The organism is Sinorhizobium sp. 22678 (genome assembly GCF_052044265.1).
Classification (GTDB): Bacteria; Pseudomonadota; Alphaproteobacteria; order Rhizobiales; family Rhizobiaceae; genus Sinorhizobium; species Sinorhizobium meliloti_A.
Genome location: NZ_JBQEMS010000017.1, coordinates 71,121 through 90,614 on the forward strand (window position 1 = coordinate 71,121; position 19,494 = coordinate 90,614).

The 19,494-nt window shown below is 62.0% G+C and carries 15 protein-coding genes and 5 pseudogenes; 13 read left to right on the forward strand and 7 right to left on the reverse strand.

What is annotated here, in order from left to right; translation table 11 throughout:
- Window positions 1-27: 27 nt before the first annotated feature.
- The 3 genes and pseudogenes from ACTJKL_RS22720 to ACTJKL_RS22730 form a co-directional block, all read left to right on the forward strand.
- Window positions 28-147, forward strand: a pseudogene (locus tag ACTJKL_RS22720) (monovalent cation/H+ antiporter complex subunit F); the annotation flags it as partial.
- A 4-nt stretch (window positions 148-151) separates the two neighbouring features.
- A pseudogene (mnhG, locus tag ACTJKL_RS22725) lies at window positions 152-579 on the forward strand (monovalent cation/H(+) antiporter subunit G).
- A 410-nt stretch (window positions 580-989) separates the two neighbouring features.
- Window positions 990-1,349, forward strand: coding sequence for a DUF1127 domain-containing protein (locus ACTJKL_RS22730; protein WP_440853858.1), 360 nt, complete (start codon window positions 990-992; stop codon window positions 1,347-1,349).
- A gap of 1,007 nt (window positions 1,350-2,356) precedes the next feature.
- Here the strand turns inward: ACTJKL_RS22730 and ACTJKL_RS22735 are convergent.
- A complete protein-coding gene (locus ACTJKL_RS22735; RefSeq protein WP_411933441.1) occupies window positions 2,357-2,518 on the reverse strand; it encodes a hotdog fold domain-containing protein in 162 nt (53 codons plus the stop codon).
- Window positions 2,519-2,828: 310 nt separating this feature from the next.
- Window positions 2,829-3,431 carry a TetR/AcrR family transcriptional regulator gene (locus tag ACTJKL_RS22740; protein ID WP_411933440.1) on the reverse strand — a complete coding sequence of 201 codons (603 nt, stop codon included), beginning with the start codon at window positions 3,429-3,431 and terminating at the stop codon, window positions 2,829-2,831.
- A 100-nt stretch (window positions 3,432-3,531) separates the two neighbouring features.
- On the opposite strand from ACTJKL_RS22740, the gene ACTJKL_RS22745 reads away from it, so the two are divergent.
- The 3 genes from ACTJKL_RS22745 to ACTJKL_RS22755 all read left to right on the forward strand — a co-directional run bounded on the left by ACTJKL_RS22745 (window position 3,532) and on the right by ACTJKL_RS22755 (window position 8,494).
- Window positions 3,532-4,647, forward strand: a complete 1,116-nt coding sequence (locus ACTJKL_RS22745) for an efflux RND transporter periplasmic adaptor subunit (RefSeq protein WP_411933493.1) — start codon at window positions 3,532-3,534, stop codon at window positions 4,645-4,647.
- On the forward strand, window positions 4,644-7,754 hold the full coding sequence (locus ACTJKL_RS22750) for an efflux RND transporter permease subunit (protein WP_411933439.1): 3,111 nt from the start codon (window positions 4,644-4,646) through the stop codon (window positions 7,752-7,754). Before ACTJKL_RS22745 ends, ACTJKL_RS22750 begins: the two co-directional genes overlap by 4 nt.
- A gap of 116 nt (window positions 7,755-7,870) precedes the next feature.
- Window positions 7,871-8,494, forward strand: coding sequence for a TetR/AcrR family transcriptional regulator (locus ACTJKL_RS22755; RefSeq protein WP_440853859.1), 624 nt, complete (start codon window positions 7,871-7,873; stop codon window positions 8,492-8,494).
- 112 nt (window positions 8,495-8,606) lie between these two features.
- Here ACTJKL_RS22755 and ACTJKL_RS22760 read toward each other — a convergent pair.
- Window positions 8,607-9,197 (reverse strand): annotated as a pseudogene (locus ACTJKL_RS22760) (tyrosine-type recombinase/integrase).
- 361 nt (window positions 9,198-9,558) lie between these two features.
- Between ACTJKL_RS22760 and ACTJKL_RS22765 the strand changes: the two are divergent.
- The 7 genes and pseudogenes from ACTJKL_RS22765 to ACTJKL_RS22795 all read left to right on the forward strand — a co-directional run bounded on the left by ACTJKL_RS22765 (window position 9,559) and on the right by ACTJKL_RS22795 (window position 16,389).
- A complete protein-coding gene (locus ACTJKL_RS22765; protein ID WP_411933437.1) occupies window positions 9,559-10,188 on the forward strand; it encodes a LuxR C-terminal-related transcriptional regulator in 630 nt (209 codons plus the stop codon).
- 177 nt (window positions 10,189-10,365) lie between these two features.
- Window positions 10,366-11,556, forward strand: coding sequence for an aminotransferase class V-fold PLP-dependent enzyme (locus tag ACTJKL_RS22770; protein ID WP_440853860.1), 1,191 nt, complete (start codon window positions 10,366-10,368; stop codon window positions 11,554-11,556).
- Window positions 11,557-11,575: 19 nt separating this feature from the next.
- On the forward strand, window positions 11,576-12,517 hold the full coding sequence (locus ACTJKL_RS22775; protein WP_411933435.1) for an HpcH/HpaI aldolase/citrate lyase family protein: 942 nt from the start codon (window positions 11,576-11,578) through the stop codon (window positions 12,515-12,517).
- Window positions 12,518-12,528: 11 nt separating this feature from the next.
- Window positions 12,529-13,713, forward strand: a complete 1,185-nt coding sequence (locus tag ACTJKL_RS22780) for a malate--CoA ligase subunit beta (protein WP_411933434.1) — start codon at window positions 12,529-12,531, stop codon at window positions 13,711-13,713.
- Between the two features lie 11 nt (window positions 13,714-13,724).
- Window positions 13,725-14,624, forward strand: a complete 900-nt coding sequence (gene sucD, locus ACTJKL_RS22785) for a succinate--CoA ligase subunit alpha (RefSeq protein ID WP_411933433.1) — start codon at window positions 13,725-13,727, stop codon at window positions 14,622-14,624.
- Between the two features lie 12 nt (window positions 14,625-14,636).
- Window positions 14,637-14,740 (forward strand): annotated as a pseudogene (locus ACTJKL_RS22790) (D-glycerate dehydrogenase); the annotation flags it as partial.
- Window positions 14,741-14,793: 53 nt separating this feature from the next.
- Window positions 14,794-16,389, forward strand: coding sequence for a BCCT family transporter (locus tag ACTJKL_RS22795; protein ID WP_338280726.1), 1,596 nt, complete (start codon window positions 14,794-14,796; stop codon window positions 16,387-16,389).
- Window positions 16,390-16,514: 125 nt separating this feature from the next.
- Here ACTJKL_RS22795 and ACTJKL_RS22800 read toward each other — a convergent pair.
- The 4 genes and pseudogenes from ACTJKL_RS22800 to ACTJKL_RS22815 all read right to left on the reverse strand — a co-directional run.
- Window positions 16,515-16,777, reverse strand: a pseudogene (locus ACTJKL_RS22800) (TIGR02186 family protein); the annotation flags it as partial.
- Between the two features lie 264 nt (window positions 16,778-17,041).
- Window positions 17,042-17,755, reverse strand: coding sequence for an ABC transporter ATP-binding protein (locus ACTJKL_RS22805; protein WP_338280727.1), 714 nt, complete (start codon window positions 17,753-17,755; stop codon window positions 17,042-17,044).
- Complete coding sequence (locus ACTJKL_RS22810; RefSeq protein ID WP_338280959.1) at window positions 17,752-18,492, reverse strand: ABC transporter ATP-binding protein; 741 nt, start codon at window positions 18,490-18,492, stop codon at window positions 17,752-17,754. The genes ACTJKL_RS22805 and ACTJKL_RS22810 overlap by 4 nt, the downstream gene beginning before the upstream one ends.
- Before the next feature lie 2 nt (window positions 18,493-18,494).
- Window positions 18,495-19,493 carry a branched-chain amino acid ABC transporter permease gene (locus ACTJKL_RS22815; RefSeq protein WP_440853861.1) on the reverse strand — a complete coding sequence of 333 codons (999 nt, stop codon included), beginning with the start codon at window positions 19,491-19,493 and terminating at the stop codon, window positions 18,495-18,497.
- Window position 19,494: the final 1 nt, after the last annotated feature.

Sequence of the window (19,494 nt, forward strand, 5' to 3'; positions counted from 1 at the left end):
CGACCGAACGCAGGACCGCGCGTTCAGCTAGCGACGATCGGCATCCGCACCGCAAGCCCGATCTATTTCGAGGCCGCCTTGATCATCGGAGTCCTGGGGTTCGTCTCGAGCGTCGCGCTGGCAAAGTTCCTTATGCGCGCGAGATGATCGAATGACGCATGGCGAGATTTTGCCCGCGTGGGCGCCGTTGCTAACGGCTTTCCTCGTGCTTCTCGGCGCCGGGCTGACGCTGATCGGAGCTATCGGAACCCTGCGGTTCGGCGCCTTTTTCGAGCGCGTGCATGCACCGACCCTCGGCACAAGCTGGGGAACCGGAGCCATCGCGCTCGCGTCGATCGTCTGTTTTTCTGCGTTGGGTTCGAGGTCTGTGGCGCGAGATCCTGATCGGCGTCTTCATCGCCATTACCGCGCCAGTCACCCTCATCCTCCCGCGCGGCCCTCTATCGGGACCGGACCGAAGGGATCAAGGGCATTCCGGCACGATCAGTCATGCGGCCTCCGCAAGGAAACGACCGGCCGGGCGGGGTTGGAACCGGCGGTGACGAGCCGCCGCCGTCTGCGCCAGAGAGTGACGGCTAGCGCCCGTCAAGCAAGTCCGGCCCGCGAGCGCCGTGTCGGCTCGAGCTGCGGATTCGCGCGAATTGCAATTGTCTGACCAGCGTCCAAAGGCCGCATCTCGACGGATGGAATCCTATACCTCAAGTGACCATATCGAAGTCATGACTACTTCACGTCGACACAAGAAATACCTGGTCCTCTCAGCGTCTCTTCTGACGCGACCGTAACCCCGAGCGGCTCGAACGCAAGCGTTCGCCGCCTCGGGGATCCCCTCTCACATAGACAGTCTGGCACGCGGCTACGCGCGTGCGGCGCTCAAGCGGGGCGCCGCCGCGTCTGCAGGCCGCTGATGCTTCCCGAACGCCCGTTCGCCGCGTCGCTTCTGCGGACCACGCGACCGGGCCAATCAATACTGCTCATGGAGGGCAACAATGTCCGCACACGAACACTCACCAACCGAAGTCCGCCAGGATCCGACGCTGCGCAGTCCCAGGATAACTGTCACGGGATTTTTTCTACGTGCGCTGCAACGCCGGCAGCGCAGGCGGGCGGCCGCCGCGCTTCAAAACCTCGACGACAGGCTGCTCGAGGACATTGGTATAACGAGAAATGACATCCCGCGGATTGTCGAAGGACTCTTCCGGCCGTCGGGACAGGTACATGCGGAATCTCCGGCAACTGTCTCGCAGCCCGTCGGCCTAGTATCGAAAAGCGGCCTGAATGGCTGCCGTGCGTCAAGGCCAGCGAGGCATCGCGCCGTCCGGTGGCCTGCTGGAGGCAACGAGGGATAGGACAACGAAAGCGATCATCGCGGTGGGCATCTTTGGCTTGATGATCGTCGCTTTCGCGATGCTCTGAGACTGGGCCCAATTTTCGGGCGAAATTTCGTCGGCTGTAAACGATAGGTCCATAGGCCAGGTGGATGTCATGTGCATGGAGACTTTCGCCAGGATTTCTCGGCTTGCCGGGGAGGGACGAGTCCTTTCCCGGAGCAGGCTCCCTAGCCTCGAATTCCGTTCCCGAGGCGCCTCGCGGCGCCGCACGAAATGGAGCAAAGCATGAGAAGATTCCGTTCAAGGCGCTCCTGCCTTTCCTGCAGCCGTTAGGTAGCAAGAGCGGCCGTCCGGTGCCCTTGGTGGATGGCCTCGGTTGTCGTGCCTGCGGCGTTTACGGACCCACCGGGACCGCGCCCTCGTCCATCGGGCCGTGCGACCTAGTCATTGTTAAAGGGTGGTCCGGTCCGCGTTTCCCGAGCCTTGCATTTCGCCCGGACACGAAATCTGCTGCTGCGGACAGAGTTTCTGAAGAAAACATAGCCAGTCCGGATCAGGCCCGATGGCTAAATGTGCAGAATGATGAAGACCAGTATCGCTATGGGGAGCGCAACGCACAGGGTGAGAAGCGTATCGCGGCCAACGGCTTCGCTGCGGCTGCGCGCATTCGGGTCAGGACGACGCATGCTCGTGTCCTCCGTTTTATTTGTTGTATTTTACCGCCGTTCTCGATGAAAATCACGGAGACATGTATCCCGTCAGCCGCCGCGGTTGACTTTGACGGAAGGACAGAGTGGTGACCGGATCATTCCCGACACATTGCTCGATGCGCTGACAACGCCGAAAGGGATGACGAGAAGGCCGAACAACAGCACCATCCAAGGCATGGTGCGATCGTCCAGGCCGCGGTTACAGTGGTGCTCGTGCCCTATTCGCACAGTGTTAGCGGCCTGCCAGTATCTCTACCGCTCAACAAAAGCAGGTGAGCCGTTGTGGCGAACCTTCTGGACCGGCGGTCCGGCACATCACGGCTTCCTGCCCACGACAAGGCAGGTCGACGTGCCATGCGCGTAGATCCGACCTTGAGCGTCCTCGATGCAGCCTTCCAGCGTGATGACGGTCCGGCCGCCGGACACCACGTGGCCGGTCACACGCATTTCGCCGGAGTCGGCGAAGATCGGGGACAAACTTGGCGGTGGTTTCGTGCGACGGGCAGGTTTCGCCGACCGAGAGCGTCGTCTGGGCGGCAAGCGCCATGACGGTGTCGAGCATCATCATGATCCAGCCGCCGTGAACCGTATTCGTCAGGGTAGAAAAGCGCGGCTCGGGCGGCCAGCAGCCCGACCTTGCCTTCTTCCGGAGGGAGCAAGGTGAACGGAAGTATTTCCGCCATCGGTGGTCGGCGGATGCTCCCGTCCGCCAGTTTCGCAATGAGCTCCAGCCCGGAGCAGGGCTCCTGGTCGGCAGTTGCGCTGTGCGCTTCGGCCGGACGCATCGTCATTGGCGAGCTCCCGGTGCTGTATCCCCCGCAGACGACATCAGCACGCTCTCGGCGGCCGCCTCCAGGAACCGCTTCGACATCTGCTCGTCGTTGACAGCGCGCGAGAGGAGCACCGCACCGACCATCGTCGACAGAATGGCCATCGCTTTGCCGTCCGCCTCCTCGCTGTCGGTCGCGCCAATCCAATTACCGAGCATTTCAAGGTATTCCCTGATCCCGGCTTCGAATGACGCTTTCACGCCGACGCATTGCCTGGCAGCATCCGAGCCGAGCGCAACGACGGGGCAGCCGTCCATCTTCTCTTCTCGATGTGCCATGCTGAGGTAGAATGCGACCACCGCGCCAAAGGGATCCTGCGGATTGGCCGCGGCAGCAGCGGACCATCGACGAAAGGCGCTCTCCAGCGCCCGCCTGGACGCCTGTGCCGCCAGATCATCCTTGGATTCGAACTGCTTGTAGAATCCGCCTTGGGTCAGGCCGGCTCCCTTCATCAGATCCTTGAGCCCGATGCCATCAAAACCGTGCTTTCGAAAAAGCCGGCTCGCCACATCGATGACCGCTTCGCGATTTGCCTCCGCCTGGGCGCGACTAACTCTCATGTTCGACCTCGCAATTAGATTTCACTTGACATCTATACCACCTTTAGATTTAGATCGCAATCCAAATAGAGGCAGCACCCGCCAACAAGGGTCATCGGACATGAACCGCAAACTTCTTCTCACAACGATCGGCCTTGTGGCTGCCGCCGGGGGCGCGGCGTTCGCCTTCGTTTTCGAAACGCCAGCACGGTATGTGGAGGCCGCCGATCCCCGCCTCGCGCCACCGCTTGTAAGAATGGCTGAAGCCACCAGACCGGGAAGCGCCGAGCGGGCCTTCACAGGTACGATCGCCGCCCGAGTGCAGAGCAACCTTGGCTTTCGCGTATCTGGCAAGATCATTGAGCGAATGATCGACGTCGGTCAGCAGGTCAAGGCGGGTCAGGCTCTGATGCGCATCGACGAAACCGATTTGCGTCTTGCGCTGACTGCCAAGCGCAATGCGGTCGCCGCGGCCCGCGCGGTCCTCGTTCAGGCAAGCGCGGACGAGAGGCGCTATGCCGCTCTTGTCAAAGGCGGAGTCGCTGCTACTCCCCAGCGTTACGAGCAGGCCAAGGCGGCGCGCGACACCGCCGCGGCGCAACTCGCCGTCGCGGAAGCGGAAGCCAAAGTTGCAGAGAATGAAGCGACGTACTCGATCCTTGTGGCGGATGCGGACGGAATGGTGGTCGCGACGCTCGGCGAACCCGGACAGGTCATCGCGGCGGGACAGACGGTAGTCCAACTCGCGCATGCAGGCCCGCGCGAGGCCCTGGTCGCGCTACCCGAAACCGTTCGTCCCGCGATCGGATCGGACGCCGAAGCAAGTGTCTATGGAAGTGATGGGCGACGCGGAAGAGCGCGTCTGCGGCAGATCTCCGATGCCGCTGATCCTCAGACCCGCACATACGAAGCGCGTTACGTGCTCGATGGCGACGCCGCCTCGGCGCCGCTTGGTGCGACGGTTACGATCAGCATCCTAAACGGAGAAGGGCATTCGGAGGTCGCGGTGCCGGTCGGCGCCGTGTTGAATGACGGCAGCCGAACCGGGGTTTGGGTTGTCGACCAATCCTCTGCCACCGTGCACTTCGCTCCTGTCGAGGTCAAACGGCTTGGTGAAGAAACAGCATTTGTCACCGGGATCGAGTCTGGGGAGCAGGTCGTCGCCCTCGGGGCGCATCTCCTCAAAGATGGTGCGCCCGTCCGGACCGAGCTCAAGGCGGAGGTGTCCAACCGATGAGCTTCAATCTTTCCGCGCTCGCGGTTCGCGAGCGAGCCGTCACCTTGTTCTTCATTGTTCTGCTGGCCGTTGGCGGCGTCTATGCGTTCATCAGTCTTGGGCGCGCGGAGGATCCCTCTTTCACCATCAAGACCCTGACGGTCACTACCGTATGGCCAGGCGCTACGGCGCGGGAAATGCAGGATCTTGTCGCGGAGCCGCTCGAAAAACGCATCCAGGAACTGACCTGGTACGACCGCGTCGAGACGACGACAAGGCCGGGCTACGCCTTTCTGACCGTCACGCTAAAAGACAGCACGCCGGCCACGGCTGTCGAAGAGGAGTTCTATCAGGCGCGCAAGAAGTTGGGGGACGAAGCCCGCAACCTGCCTTCTGGCGTCTTCGGCCCTTTCGTCAATGATGAATATTCGGACGTGAGCTTCGCGCTTTATGCGCTAAAGGCCAAGGGTATGCCCATGCGCGAGCTTGTGCGGCAGGCAGAGATGATCCGCCAGGATCTTCTGCACGTGCCGGGCGTCAAAAAGATCAACATTTTGGGGGAGCGGCCGGAACAGATCTTTGTCGAGTTCTCGTATGCTAAGCTCGCGACCCTTGGCATTTCAGCACAGGACATCGCTGCGGCTTTGCAAAGGCAAAACACCGTGACGCCGGCAGGCTCGATCGATACACGTGGGCCGCAGGTCTTTATCCGGTTCGATGGCGCCTACAACAGTGTGCAGGCAATTGCCGACACGCCGATCGTCGTTGCCGGACGCACGTTGAAACTCTCTGATTTCGCGGAGGTGCGGCGCGGCTATCAAGACCCCGCGACCTACATCATCCGCCATGAAGGCGAGCCCGCCATCATGTTAGGCGCGGTGATGCAGCAGGGCTGGAACGGTCTGGAACTCGGAAAGGCGCTCGAAGAAAGATCTGCCGCGATTACACAGACGCTGCCGCTCGGTATGACGCTCGCCAAGGTCAGCGACCAGGCCGTCAACATCGACGCCGCGGTCGGCGAGTTCATGCTGAAGTTTGCGATGGCGCTCGGGGTTGTATTGCTCGTGAGCCTGCTCAGCCTCGGTTGGCGTGTCGGGATCGTCGTGGCACTGGCCGTTCCGCTGACGCTTGCCGTCGTCTTCCTCATCATGCTGGAAACCGGCCGGTTCTTCGATCGCATCACACTCGGCGCTCTTATCCTGGCGCTCGGCCTTCTCGTCGACGACGCCATCATCGCCATTGAGGTGATGGTGGTGAAGATGGAAGAGGGCATGGACCGCATCAAGGCGGCCGCCTATGCCTGGAGCCATACGGCAGCGCCGATGCTCTCCGGTACACTCGTGACCATCATCGGACTAATGCCCGTTGGTTTCGCCAGATCAACCGCCGGCGAGTACGCCGGCAACATCTTCTGGGTCGTGGGCTTCGCGCTCATCGTTTCCTGGATCGTCGCGGTGATCTTCACGCCCTACCTCGGCGTCAAGATGATGCCGGCGATCAAACCAGTCGAGGGCGGCCACCACGCTATCTACGACACGCCGAATTACCGGCGCCTGCGGGGGGTCATCAAGTTTGCCGTGCGCCACAAGTTCGTCACGTGCGCGGTCGTCGGCGTCGTCATGGCTCTTTCGGTTGTTGGAATGGGAGGGGTGAAACAGCAGTTCTTCCCGACGTCAGATCGTCCCGAGGTGCTGGTCGAAGTCCGCATGCCCGAAGGTACGAGCATCGAGACGACGACAGCCGCGGTCGAGAAGGTCGAAAGCTGGCTGCAAAACCAGCCCGAGGCAAAGATCGTCACCAGCTATGTCGGGCAGGGCGCTCCCCGCTTCTTCTTTGCGATGGCACCGGAATTGCCGGACCCGGCTTTCGGCAAGATCGTTGTGCTCACCCCTGACTCTCACGCGCGCGAGGCTTTGAAGCTGCGCCTTCGGGCTGCCGTTTCAGACGGGCTGGTTCCCGAAGCCTACGTCCGTGTCACCCAGCTTGTGTTTGGTCCGTATACGCCGTTTCCGGTCGAGTTCCGCATCATGGGGCCGGATCCTGCGCAATTGTACCAGATCTCCGAGAAAGCCCTCGAAATCATGAAAGGTGTACCGGACGTCCGTCAGGCAAACCGCGACTGGGGCAATCGTACGCCCGTGCTTCGCTTTGTCCCCGACCAGGACCGGCTCAATCTGATTGGCCTTTCGCCGGCTGAGGCAGCCCAGCAGATGCAGTTGCTGCTGAGTGGCATTCCGGTGACGCAGGTTCGCGAGAACATCCGCAACGTGCCCGTCGTCGCACGCAGTGCTGGCCAGAGCCGTCTCGATCCGGCGAGGCTCGCCGACTTTTCGCTGATGAGCAGGGACGGCCGTCAGGTTCCGCTCGATCAGATCGGCCATTCCGAAATCCGGTTTGAGGAACCGATCATGAAGCGTCGCGATCGAACGCCGGTCATCACGATCCGAGCGGACATCAACGAGGCGACGCAGCCCCCGGAGGTCTCACAGCAGATCATAAAAGCACTTCAGCCGTTGATCGCCTCGCTCCCCGTCGGATATCGCATTGAGATGGGTGGAAACATCGAGGAATCGCTCAAGGCCAATGTCGCGCTGGTCAAAATCTTCCCGGCCATGATTGCCGCCATGCTGATCGTCATCATCCTCCAGGTTCGCAGCCTCTCAACGATGACTATGGTCATGCTGACGGCGCCGCTCGGTCTTGCCGGGGTGGTTCCGGTTTTGCTCCTCTTCAATCAGCCTTTCGGCTTCAATGCCATTCTCGGATTGATAGGACTGGCGGGAATCCTGATGCGCAACACCTTGATTCTGACCGAACAGATTAAAGAGAACCAAAAGGCGGGCCTCGACGACTATCACGCCGTTATCGAGGCGACGGTACAGCGGACACGCCCGGTTATCCTGACCGCACTTGCCGCCGTCCTTGCCTTCATTCCGCTTACCCATTCGGTGTTTTGGGGATCGATGGCCTATACGCTGATCGGCGGCACGGCGGTCGGCACGGTGATGATCCTGCTCTTCCTTCCGGCACTGTACGCGGCGTGGTTCAGGATCAGGCCGACTGCAGATGACATCCATGAGGAGCCGACTGGGGAGCCGGAATTGCGAATAGCAATGGCTGCCGAGTAGCGTCTGTCGCGGGCTCGATGGGCTTGCCCGAACGCGAGCTGGGCCAGCCTCGCGACTCTACCGCTCGCAGAGGCGTCACGGCCGGACCGTTTCGTTCATCCAATCTGGGGACATCTATGGATTATCCAGTTCGACTGGGGGCAGATACCGAGCGCATGCGGGCGCGCATCCTGGAGGTGGCGGAGGAGCACTTCCGCCGCATAGGCCATCATAAGACTTCGGTAGCCGACATTGCCTCCGAACTCGCCATGAGCCGGGCGAACGTCTACCGTTTCTTTCCCTCGAGGGATGCAATCAAGGAATCCATCTGCAGGCAAGTCTTGAACGGCACCGCCGAGGTCGCCCTTACCATCGCACGCAGGAGCGCGCCGCCCTCGGTGAAACTCGAGGAACTGCTGACCGCCGTTCACCACCACAACAAGACGAAACTGCTCAACGACAAGCGCATGCACGACCTGATTGTAGCGGCCATGCAGGAGAACCGGCCGGTCACCAAGGCGCATGCTGAGCAGATGGTGACGATCTTCGAGACAATCATCCGCGAGGGCATCGAAACGGGCGAGTTCGAGATCGAAGATCCCGCCGAAGCGGCGCGCGCAGTAAAGACCGCATTCATGCCGTTCTTCCATCCGGTTCTGATCGAGCACCGCCTTCGGCACGGAGAAGATACCGAAGCGGGCCCGCGTGAGCAAATTCGGTTCATCCTAAAGGCCCTCGGAAGGTCCGACCATGCCCGCTGACCAGCCCGATGCGGACCTAGCCGCCTCAGGATCCGACAGTCGGCTTAGGGTCGAACTTTCGCCTCAGCAGACCAGCGAGCGGCGATTCGAAGCGAAGCGCCGCCCTTGAGTGCTACAACTCAACCTGCTCAGAAATGGCTAAGGCGTCGTCGACCTCTATCCCGAGGTATTGCACGGTGCTCTCCAGCTTTTTGTGGCCGAGCAAGAGCTGGACGGCGCGCAGGTTCCCTGTCTTCTTGTATATATGAGCCGCTTTCGTCCTCCTCATCGAATGCGTGCCGTAACGCTTCGGATCAAGCCCGATGCTCGACACCCACCGCTCGACGATACGGCCATACTGCCGCGTCGAAAGATGCGGCTTGCGTGCACTGGGAAACAGATAATCCCTTTCACCGAGCCGGCCATGTCCAATCCAGGCACCGACAGCATCCCGCGTTTGGTCGGCAGTTCGAACTGCACTGGTCGGCCTGCTTTTCGTTGCACGATGATTGCCCGCTCGCGAACCCTTCCGGAAATTGCAACATCGGCAACGGAGATCGCGACGAGATCACAAGCTCGCAATTTGCTGTCAATCGCGAGATTGAACAGTGCCAGGTCGCGTACCGCACCCGACATCTGCAGGCGGGTTCGAATGGCCCAGACCTCCTTTGGCTTCAATGGAGGCTTCCTGACCGATAATGCGGCCAGAGTTCCAGCTAGACATAGCCTCTCTCCCAAGAGCCCCCGCAGCGCTCAACCTTCAAGCAGGTTGAGAGTACTTCGAGAAGCGACTATTCGGATGGATAGCGGCCCTTTGCCTTGCTCATTTGAACGAGCAAGTTGCGCCACAGTGGGGTGACCGGGTTGGCTTCCGGTCGCGGCGTGCTCGCGTGATCGATGTCTACTCGTGCTTCTGCTGGCCACTCCGAAGCGGAAATGTGCGGAACCCTGTGCACATTAGCCTCGGAAGAAGGCGTTTTAGGACACGTTTCGTCGCTCGACGGTGAAATGTGCGCGACGTCTGATGGTAGTGTCCATGCCATCGCTCATGGGCGCATGTCACGGCATAAGACGCAGGGAGGCACATGTCGCAGGACGGTGGAGGCCGAGTTTTGGTCGCGGAGCGCAACCCGTTGGTGATTGCCGCTCTTCGTGGACTTTTTTCCGAAAATGCCAGGTTTTCCATGGTTGATACGGCGCGGACATCGGCCGAACTTTGCGAGAAGCTTGCCTGCATCGAGGCGGACTGCGTGCTGCTCAGTTGGCAGCTCGACGATGCAGAGGCGCCCGAGGTGCTCGCCGATCTCGGCCGGCTCGGGCTCGACCCCCGGATCGTTCTCTTCGCCGACACCAGCAATCCTTCGGTCATCAACGAGACGATCCGGCTTGGTGTCAACGGTCTCTGCTACCAGTTCGAAGATCCTGAAATCCTGTTCGCGACGCTCACCGCCGTAATGCAGGGTCGGATCTGCATTCCCTATACGGTGCTCTCGAAAATCTCGAACACGCCGTTCCAACAGCTCACCTCTCGCGAAAGCGAGCTGCTCGGCATGCTGGCCAATGGTTGGACCAATATTCAAATCGCCGCCAGAACAGGCATTTCCGAGAATACCGTGAAATACCACCTCAAAAATCTGTACGACAAGCTCGAGGTGCGCAATCGCGCCATGGCAGTCGCCCTTTACGCCAAGGAGCGCCGGCGCAATCAGGAGTGAGTACCTGCGGGTAGTCTTCTCCTACCCATCTCCTCCAGGCGACCACCCGTCAGGGCCGCGCTCGCGCTGCCCGTCCGGCATTCTTTTCTGCCTGAGCGAGTGTTGTGCGGGCATGCCCCGAAAGGCAGCTTTGGACCCGAGGAAACGCCGTCCGCGGACGCAGCCATTGGAGGAACGATGTCAGGCTACAATCATCTCTTCATTCCGGGCCCCACCAACATTCCCGAGCAGGTGCGCCAGGCGATGAACCTGCCGATGGAGGACATGCGCTCTCCACGCTTTCCGGAGCTCACGCTGCCGCTCTTTGCCGACATCAAGAAGGTCTTCAAGAACCAGACCGGTCGCGTTTTCATCTATCCGTCGTCCGGCACCGGCGCCTGGGAAGCGGCAATGACCAATGTGCTCTCCCCCGGCGACAGGGTACTGATGAGCCGCTTCGGCCAGTTCTCGCATCTCTGGGTCGATATGGCCGAACGCCTCCGTTTCGAGGTCGATTGCCTCGACCGGGAGTGGGGAACAGGCGTGCCGGTGGAGCTCTATGCCGAGCGGCTCGCCGCCGACAAGGCGCACCGGATCAAGGCCGTCTTCGTAACGCATAACGAAACCGCGACCGGCGTCACCTCGGATGTCGCCGCGGTGCGCGCCGCGCTCGACGCCTGCGGCCATCCGGCACTGCTCTTTGTCGATGGCGTCTCCTCGATCGGCTCGATCGATTTCCGCCAGGACGAATGGGGCGTCGACTGTGCTGTCTCCGGTTCGCAGAAGGGCTTCATGATGCCCGCCGGCCTCGGCTTCCTGTCTGTCAGCCAGAAGGCGCTCGAGGCGGCCAAGACCGCGCGCCACATGCGCTGCTACTTCTCCTTCGAGGACATGATCAAGACCAACGACACCGGCTACTTCCCCTACACGCCGCCGACGCAGCTGCTGCGCGGCCTCAGGGCCGCGCTGGACCTGATTTTCGAAGAAGGCCTGGGGGCTATCTTCGTCCGCCATCATCACCTCGCCAACGGTGTCCGCGCCGCAGTCTCCGCCTGGGGCCTCAAGCTTTGCGCGACCGAGCCGAAATGGCATTCGGATACCGTTTCGGCGGTCCGGCTGCCGGAAGGGATCGATGGCGCCGAGGTCATCCGCCACGCCTATCGCACTTACAATACGTCGCTCGGCAGCGGGCTCAGCAAGGTGGCGGGCAAGGTCTTCCGCATTGGCCATCTCGGCTCGCTGAACGAGGTCATGGTCCTGGGCGCGCTTTCCGCCGCCGAACTGACGCTGCTCGATTGCGGCGTGAAGATCGAAGCGGGCGCGGGCGTGGGTGCGGCGATCAGCCAGTTCCGTTCTGCCGCCGCCGCGTCGCCCGCCAAGGCAGCCTGAAAGGGAAGGAGAGGAAATCATGAGCCATACGATAAACCATCTCCGCCGCCTGCGGCTCCAGCGCAGCGAACTCGCAGTACCGGGCTCGAACCCTGAAATGATCGGGAAGGCCGTCAATTCCGACGCCGACTACATCTTCCTCGACATCGAGGATGCGGTGGCGCCGCCGGACAAGGAGCGGGCCCGCGCCAATATCGTCGCAGCGCTGAACGAGATCGACTGGCGCGGCCGCGGCAAGACCATTTCGGTACGCATCAACGGGCTGGACACGCATTACATGTACCGCGACGTCGTCGACCTGATGGAGCAGGCCGGGGACCGGATCGACACCCTGCTGGTGCCGAAGGTCGGCGTGCCCGCCGACCTCTACATGGTCGAAGCCATGGTCAACCAGATCGAGATCGCCAAGGGCTACAAGACCCGCGTCGGCCTCGAGGCGCTGATCGAGACCGCGCTCGGCATGGCCAATGTCGAATCCATCGCATCCTTCGGCGGACGCCTCGAAGCGCTGCATTTCGGTGTCGCCGACTACGCCGCGAGCCTGAAGGCCCGTACGGTTAATATCGGCGGGCTCAACCCGGATTATCCCGGCGACCAGTGGCATTTCGGCCTTTCGCGCATGACGGTCGCCTGCCGAGCCTATGGTTTGCGCGCCATCGATGGCCCCTTCGGAGATTTCTCCGATCCCGACGGCTACAAGGCGGCTGCGCGCCGTGCCGCAGCCCTCGGCATCGAAGGCAAGTGGGCGATCCATCCGAGCCAGATCGCGCTCGCCAACGATATCTTCTCTCCACCGGAAAAGGAGGTCGACCGCGCCCGCCGCATTATTGAGGCGCTGAAGCTCGCCGAGAGCCAAGGCAAGGGTGCCGCTTCGCTCGACGGCAAGATGATCGACGCCGCATCCGAGCGCATGGCCCGCAACGTGCTCGCCACCCACGAAGCAATCATCGCCAGCCGCTGAGGGAGACAGAGATGGACATTCACGAATATCAGGCCAAGGAACTTCTCGCCCGCTACCAGATCCATATCCCGCGCGGCGGCCTTGCCTATAGTCCCGAGCAGGCGGCTTATCGTGCCAGGGAGATCGGCGGTGACCGATGGGTAGTGAAGGCGCAGGTCCACTCCGGTGCGCGCGGCAAGGCGGGCGGTGTCAAGCTCTGCTCGTCCGACCACGAGCTCGTCGAGGCCGCCGATTCCATGCTCGGCCGCACGCTTGTGACGCACCAGACCGGCCCGCAGGGAAAACTGGTCAGCCGCCTCTATGTCGAGGAGGCCATGGATATCGCACGCGAGATTTATATCGGCTTCGTGCTCGACCGCAAATCCGAGCGCATCATGATCGTCGCCTCGTCTTCGGGCGGCATGGAGATCGAGGAGATCGCCGAGGCCGAGCCGGACTCGATCATCCGCGCGACCGTCGATCCCGGTGTCGGCATGCAGGACTTCCAGGCCCGCGAGATCGCATTCGGGCTCGGCATCGACAATGCCCTGATCGGCCGCGCAACGCAGACCCTGCTCGGCTGCTATCGCGCCTTCGTCGACTATGACGCCTCGATGCTGGAGATCAATCCGCTGGTCGTGACCCATCGGGGTGACCTCGTGGCGCTCGACGCGAAAATGAGCTTCGACGAGAACGCGCTCTTTCGCCGGCCGCATATCTCCGAGATGCGCGACAAGAGCCAAGAGGATTCGCGCGAAACCTACGCGTCCGACCGTGGGCTCTCCTATGTCGGTCTCGACGGCAATATCGGCTGCATCATCAACGGTGCGGGGCTGGCGATGGCGACCATGGACATGATCAAGATCGCCGGCGGCGAGCCCGCGAATTTTCTCGACATCGGCGGCGGCGCCTCGCCCGATCGCGTGGCGAAATCCTTCCGCGCCGTGTTGAACGACAGACAAGTCGAGACGGTCCTCGTCAACATCTTCGCCGGCATCAACCGCTGCGACTGGGTGGCCGAAGGCGTGATCAAGGCTTTGCGCGAAGTCGGCGTGCCGGTTCCACTCGTCGTCCGCCTCTCCGGCACCAACATGGAAGAGGGCCGGCGCATCCTCGCCGAATCCGGCGAAAACATCATCGTCGCGGAAACGCTGGCCGAAGCTGCCGACAAGGCAGTCGCCGCATGGCGTTCGTTCACTGCCGGCAAGGCTGCTTGAGGAGCCCAGACATGTCCATTCTGCTCGACAAGAATACCCGCGTCATCGTCCAGGGCTTCACCGGCAAGATCGGCAGCTTCCACGCCGAAGATATGAAGCGCTACGGCACCAACGTGGTCGGCGGCGTCACCCCGGGCAAGGGTGGCCAGACCCATCTCAGCATGCCGGTCTTCAACACGGTGAAGGGCGCCGTGCAGGAAACCGGCGCGGATGCCTCAATCGTCTTCGTTCCGCCGCCCTTTGCGGCCGACTCGATCATGGAAGCGGCCGACGCCGGCATCCGGCTCTGCGTCTGCATCACAGACGGGATCCCGTCCCAGGACATGATCAGGGTCAAGCGCTACATGCGGCGCTACCGCTATGAGGACCGCATGACGCTGATCGGGCCGAATTGCGCCGGCATGATCACGCCCGGCGAGGCGCTGATGGGGATTATGCCCGGATCGATCTATCTGTCCGGCCGCATCGGCATCGTCGGCCGCTCGGGCACGCTCGGCTATGAGGCCGCAAGCCAAATGAAGGCACTCGGCATCGGCGTGTCGACCTCGGTTGGTATCGGCGGCGACCCAGTCAACGGCTCGTCCTTCAAGGACATGCTGGAGCTCTTCGAGCAAGATCCAAACACCGATGCGGTCTTGATGATCGGCGAGATCGGCGGCCCGCAGGAGGCTGAAGCCGCACTATGGGCGCGCGACCACATGAAGAAGCCGCTGATCGCCTATATCGCAGGCCTTTCGGCGCCGAAGGGCCGCCGCATGGGCCATGCTGGCGCGATCATCTCCGCCTTCGGCGAATCGGCGCAGGAAAAGGTCGAAATCCTGAAGAGTGCGGGTGTCGCAATCGTTCCGACCCCGTCGTCCTTCGGCGACACAGTGGCGGACGTGCTGTCCGCCATGGGCAAGGCTGCCTGATTGGGAAAGCCTGTCGGGAGCGCGACAAAACAGACGCGGACGGCGATGGGGATGAAGGTGGTCGAGAATACCACGCCTTTATCGACGGCCGCGATCCGCCGGATAGGGGCGCATGAAGATGGGCCGCGGTAGCACCGGGCCGCCGAGGGACTAACTAGGAGGAGGAAAAATGCAGCAATCACGACCTAGTCGGATCGATCCGGCCGTATTCTGGCCCGCCATGTTCATCATCCTCGGATTCGTCGGCTGGGGGACGGTGTTTCCTGAAAGCCTGTCCTCTATCTCCAAGGTGGTTCTCAACAGCATCATCGACGGCTTCGGCTGGGGGTTCGTCGTTTCTTCGGCCGGCTTCCTGATCTTCGCACTCTTCCTGGCCGTGAGCCGCTTCGGCAAGATCCGGCTCGGACAGGATGACGAGCGGCCGGAATTCCGTACCGCCTCGTGGATCTGCATGATGTTCAGCGTCGGCATGGGCATCGGCCTAATGTTCTGGGGCGTCGCCGAACCCATCTATCATTTCGACAGCCCGCCGCATGGGCAGGCCGCTCCGAGGAGTCTCGAAGCGGCCCTCGTCGCGATGAAGTATTCCTACTTCCACTGGGCGCTTCACCCCTGGGCCATCTACGCGGTGGTTGGTCTCGCAATCGCCTATTTCACCTTCCGCAAAGGAAAGTCGAACCTGATTTCCGCTGCCTTCACGCCGATCCTCGGCGAGGCCGCAAGCGGGCCGATCGGCAAGGCAATCGACGTGCTTGCGCTCATCGCGACACTGTTCGGAACCGCTACCTCGCTCGGCCTCGGCGCGCAGCAGATCAACAGCGGCATGAACTTCCTCTGGGGCACCGGCGTTTCCAAAGGCATCGCGCTGACCATCATCGGCGTCATGACCGTGCTGTTCATTCTTTCGGCGGTATCCGGCGTGGGCAAGGGGATCCAGTTCCTCTCCAACATGAACATGATCATCGCGATGGTGCTGTTGGTCTTCCTGGTGTGCATCGGACCGACAATTTTCATCTTTAACACCTTCACAGAATCGCTGGGCTTCTATTTGAGCGACCTGGTGACCATGTCGTTCCGCACGGCTGCCTTCAGTGACGGCAAGTGGCTCGGCAGCTGGACCATCTTCTACTGGGCCTGGTGGGTCTCCTGGGCGCCGTTCGTCGGCGTGTTCATCGCCCGCATCTCGCGCGGTCGCACGATTCGCGAATTCATCATCGGCGTGCTGCTGATCCCGAGCGGGGTCACCTTCATCTGGTTCACGATCATGGGTGGCACTGCGCTCCATTCTGAACTCTTCGGCGCCGGCGGCATCGTCGATGCTGTCAACAACCAGGGCGCGGCAGTCTCGCTCTTTGCGCTTCTGGCGCAGTATCCATTCGCCTGGCTGACATCGTTGATCGCCATTTTTCTGGTCGCGATCTTCTTCATCTCTGGCGCGGATGCAGGCGCGGTCGTGATGGGAATGCTTTCATCACGCGGGGCACTGGACCCCAAGCCCGGCGTTGTCATCCTTTGGGGCGTGCTTGCCGGTGCTTCGGCCGCGGTACTCCTCGTCATGGGCGGGCTTCAGGGCCTCCAGACCGCGTCGATAATCGCGGCTGCACCGTTCCTGCTGGTGATGGTCGGGCTTTGCGTTTCGCTATGGCATGCCCTTCTCGATGAGCTCGAAGAAAGAAGGGAGCGTCGACCGGTGGCAGCATCCGCTACGGCGGAAACGGCAAATGTCGAAGCTTCCGTGCTGGTGCCTGACGCAGTGTCGATCTGAGATCTTGCAACTGCACGGCCGGTCCCACGAGACCGGCCATGCAGTTGTGGACTCCAACTGTTGCGCCAAAGGATCGCCGGTGGCAGTGCCTGTCGCCGCCCAGTTCTTTGTCGGGCCGTTGCTACGAAGACGCGCTGCTTCCTGCGCATTGTCGCACTGTCCTTCGGCCCTTCGGGCGTGACGATGATGTTGTACTTGCCCTGGGGCGAGAAGATCGGCGTCGAAGCCGTCGATGGCGCCGAAGATCGTCAAGTCGGTGCCGCGAAATTCGAAGGTGATGGAGATCTCGTCCGTCGAAATGCTATCTCTTTTTCTCGGTGAAGTCGAAGGTCTACCACTTCAGAGGCTGTGCCGCTGCCGGACGGGCGACCGCCAGAGCAAGACCAATTGCAACCGGGTACTGCCGCGCTGCGGTGAGATTTTGGCGCGTCTACTTGCGCCCGCGCTAGTTGCGACCGCTACTTCGAGAGGCGCTGCGCTCGCTTGCCATGCTCGGCTTTCCTGGACATCCGCCACGGTAGGGCGCCGGCGTCGAACTCGCGTGCGCCACCAGGGCCTGGCCACAGCCCCGGTAGGCTAGGGCGAGACTGTGACAGCGGCTCGGTGACAATTCACGACACAGTTTGCATTACCTATAAAGTGCCAAGCGGCATCAGGCACCGCCCATATAGATGTCCATGATCTGTCGGTCGTTGCGGACATCTCCGGGCGTGCCTTCGAAGCGCTTTTCTCCGGCGGCCAGGATATAGAGCCGGTCGGCAATCGGCATGGCCTCGCGAATGTTCTGCTCGACCATGAGAATTCCGATGCCGCGCGCGGTCAGCACCTTGATGCGCTCCAGCGTCTCGCTCACCATGGCCGGCGAAAGGCCGGCGGACGGTTCGTCGAGCAGGATGAAACGCGGTTCCGACACCAGCGCGCGCGCCAGCGCCAGCATCGCCTGTTCGCCGCCCGAAAGGGCTCCGGCCGTGGTCTTGCGCCGCCGCGCCAGCGATGGATATTGGTCGACCAGAGCCTCGATGCGCCTGTCCACGAGCTTCCGGTCGGCAATGGCGTAGCCGCCCATGCGCAGATTTTCCATCACCGTCAGCCGTGGAAACACGCCGCCGCCCTGCGGCATCAGCACCAGGCCCTGGCGCACGACTTCATGGACCGGCAAATTGCTGATCGTTTCGCCGCCAAGCCCGATTGCGCCGCCCCATACCGGCAGCGCGCCGGCGATCGCTTTCAGCAAGGTCGACTTGCCGCAGCCATTGGGGCCGAAGATGCAGGTGATCTTACCGGCTTCCGCGACAAGGGAGACGCCATGGACGATCTCCTGCTTGCCGTAGCCCGCAACGACGCTGTCTGCGACCAACGTGTTCATGTCGGACGCCCTAGATAGGTCTGCATGACTTCGGAATTTTGCACGACGTCCTCGAATGCGCCGCTAGTCACCACCCGCCCGGAATCCATGACGATGATGCGATCGCAGACATTGCGCACCATTTCCATGTCATGCTCGATGACGAAGAAGCTTGTTCCCTGCTCGCGCAGCCTGGCGATCGCTTCCAAGATGATCTTGCGGATGCTGGGGTGGACGCCGGCCGTCACCTCGTCGAGCAGGATGAGGGACGCCTGGCGCATGATCACGCGGCCGAATTCGAGCAGCTTTTGCTGACCGCCGGACAAGTCGGACGCGCGGTTGTTGGCGACCTGTTCGAGATGCAGCAGCGCCAGCGTCTCGTCCGCCCGCTGTTGCGCGCCACGCCAATGACCCTCGGCAGCCGCTGCCAGGAGGTTCTCGCTGACTGTCATGTTCTCGAACAACGCCGGGATCTGAAAGGTGCGCGCGAGGCCGAGGCGGGCGATCGTATAGGCCTTTTTGCCGCCGATCTCATGGCCGTCGAACAGGATCTGCCCCCGATCGGGCGTCTCCATGCCGGCCACGAGGTTGAACAGGGTCGATTTGCCCGAGCCGTTGGGGCCGATGAGGCCTGCGATCTCACCGCGTCCGACCTCCAGGTCGACGCCGGCGGCTGCCTGGATGCCGCCGAAATGCTTGTGCACGTCGCGCACGAAGAGGATGGGCTGGTCGCTTGGCGCTTGCGCTTGCGCGGTCATGCTCACGAGCGCCCTCCCTGGCGGGAGCCGAGAAGGCGTCCGAGCACCGTGTCGAGCACGCTGCCTGATTTCCCACTTCGCCGCGCAAACAGGCCGGCGATGCCGTTGGGCAGGAACAGCACCACCAGGATGATGGCGGCACCGAGAATAGCGATATAGAAGGCGGTATCGCCATAGTACATCCAGACAAGCCGGTTGACGAAGAATAGCGCGACGCCGCCGATGGCCGGCCCCCACAGGCTGCCGAGCCCGCCGAGCAGGACCATGACGACCATCTGGTCGGTGATGTCGCCGCCGAAAACGCTCTTTGGATTGATGAAGGTCACCCAGTAGGCGAAGATACTGCCGAAGACGGAGGCGACGACGGCGCTGAGCACGAAGGTCTGCAACTTGACCAGCGAGGTGTTGATGCCCATCGCTTCGGCCGCCGGTTCGTGATCCCGTAAGGCCTTGACCTTCAAGCCGAAGCGGGAGCGCTCAAACAGCAACCAGGTGAGGAAATAGGTTAGGACGGCGGCTGCGAACATAGCGAAATAGAAGAAGCGCTCGTTGAGGAAGGGAGGCAGGCCGATACCGCCGGTTCCGCCGGTGAAATCGACGACGGTGGCGAACTGCATGAGCACTTCGGCGAAGGCCCAGGTGGCGATGGCGAAATAAGCGCCGCGCAGCCGCAATGTCGGTGCGCCGATGACGAACGCGAACAAGGCTGTGACGATCATGCCGATGGGAATGGTGGGGAGGAACGGCACAGGGAAATCCGCCCCCATCAGGATGGCGGTTGCGTAGGCGCCGATGCCGAAGAAGGCCGAATGGCCGAAATTGATGTAGCCGGCATAGCCGCCTAGCATGTTCCAGGAACAGGCGAGCCCCGCCCACATCAGCGCGCCGGTGGCGATGCGCAGCCAGTAATTGTTGACCAGCACCGGCAGCAACGCCAGCACGACGAGGATGACGACGAGGAGAAGCAGGCCGGCCCAACGGTTTTTCATGGTCTGGGCCATC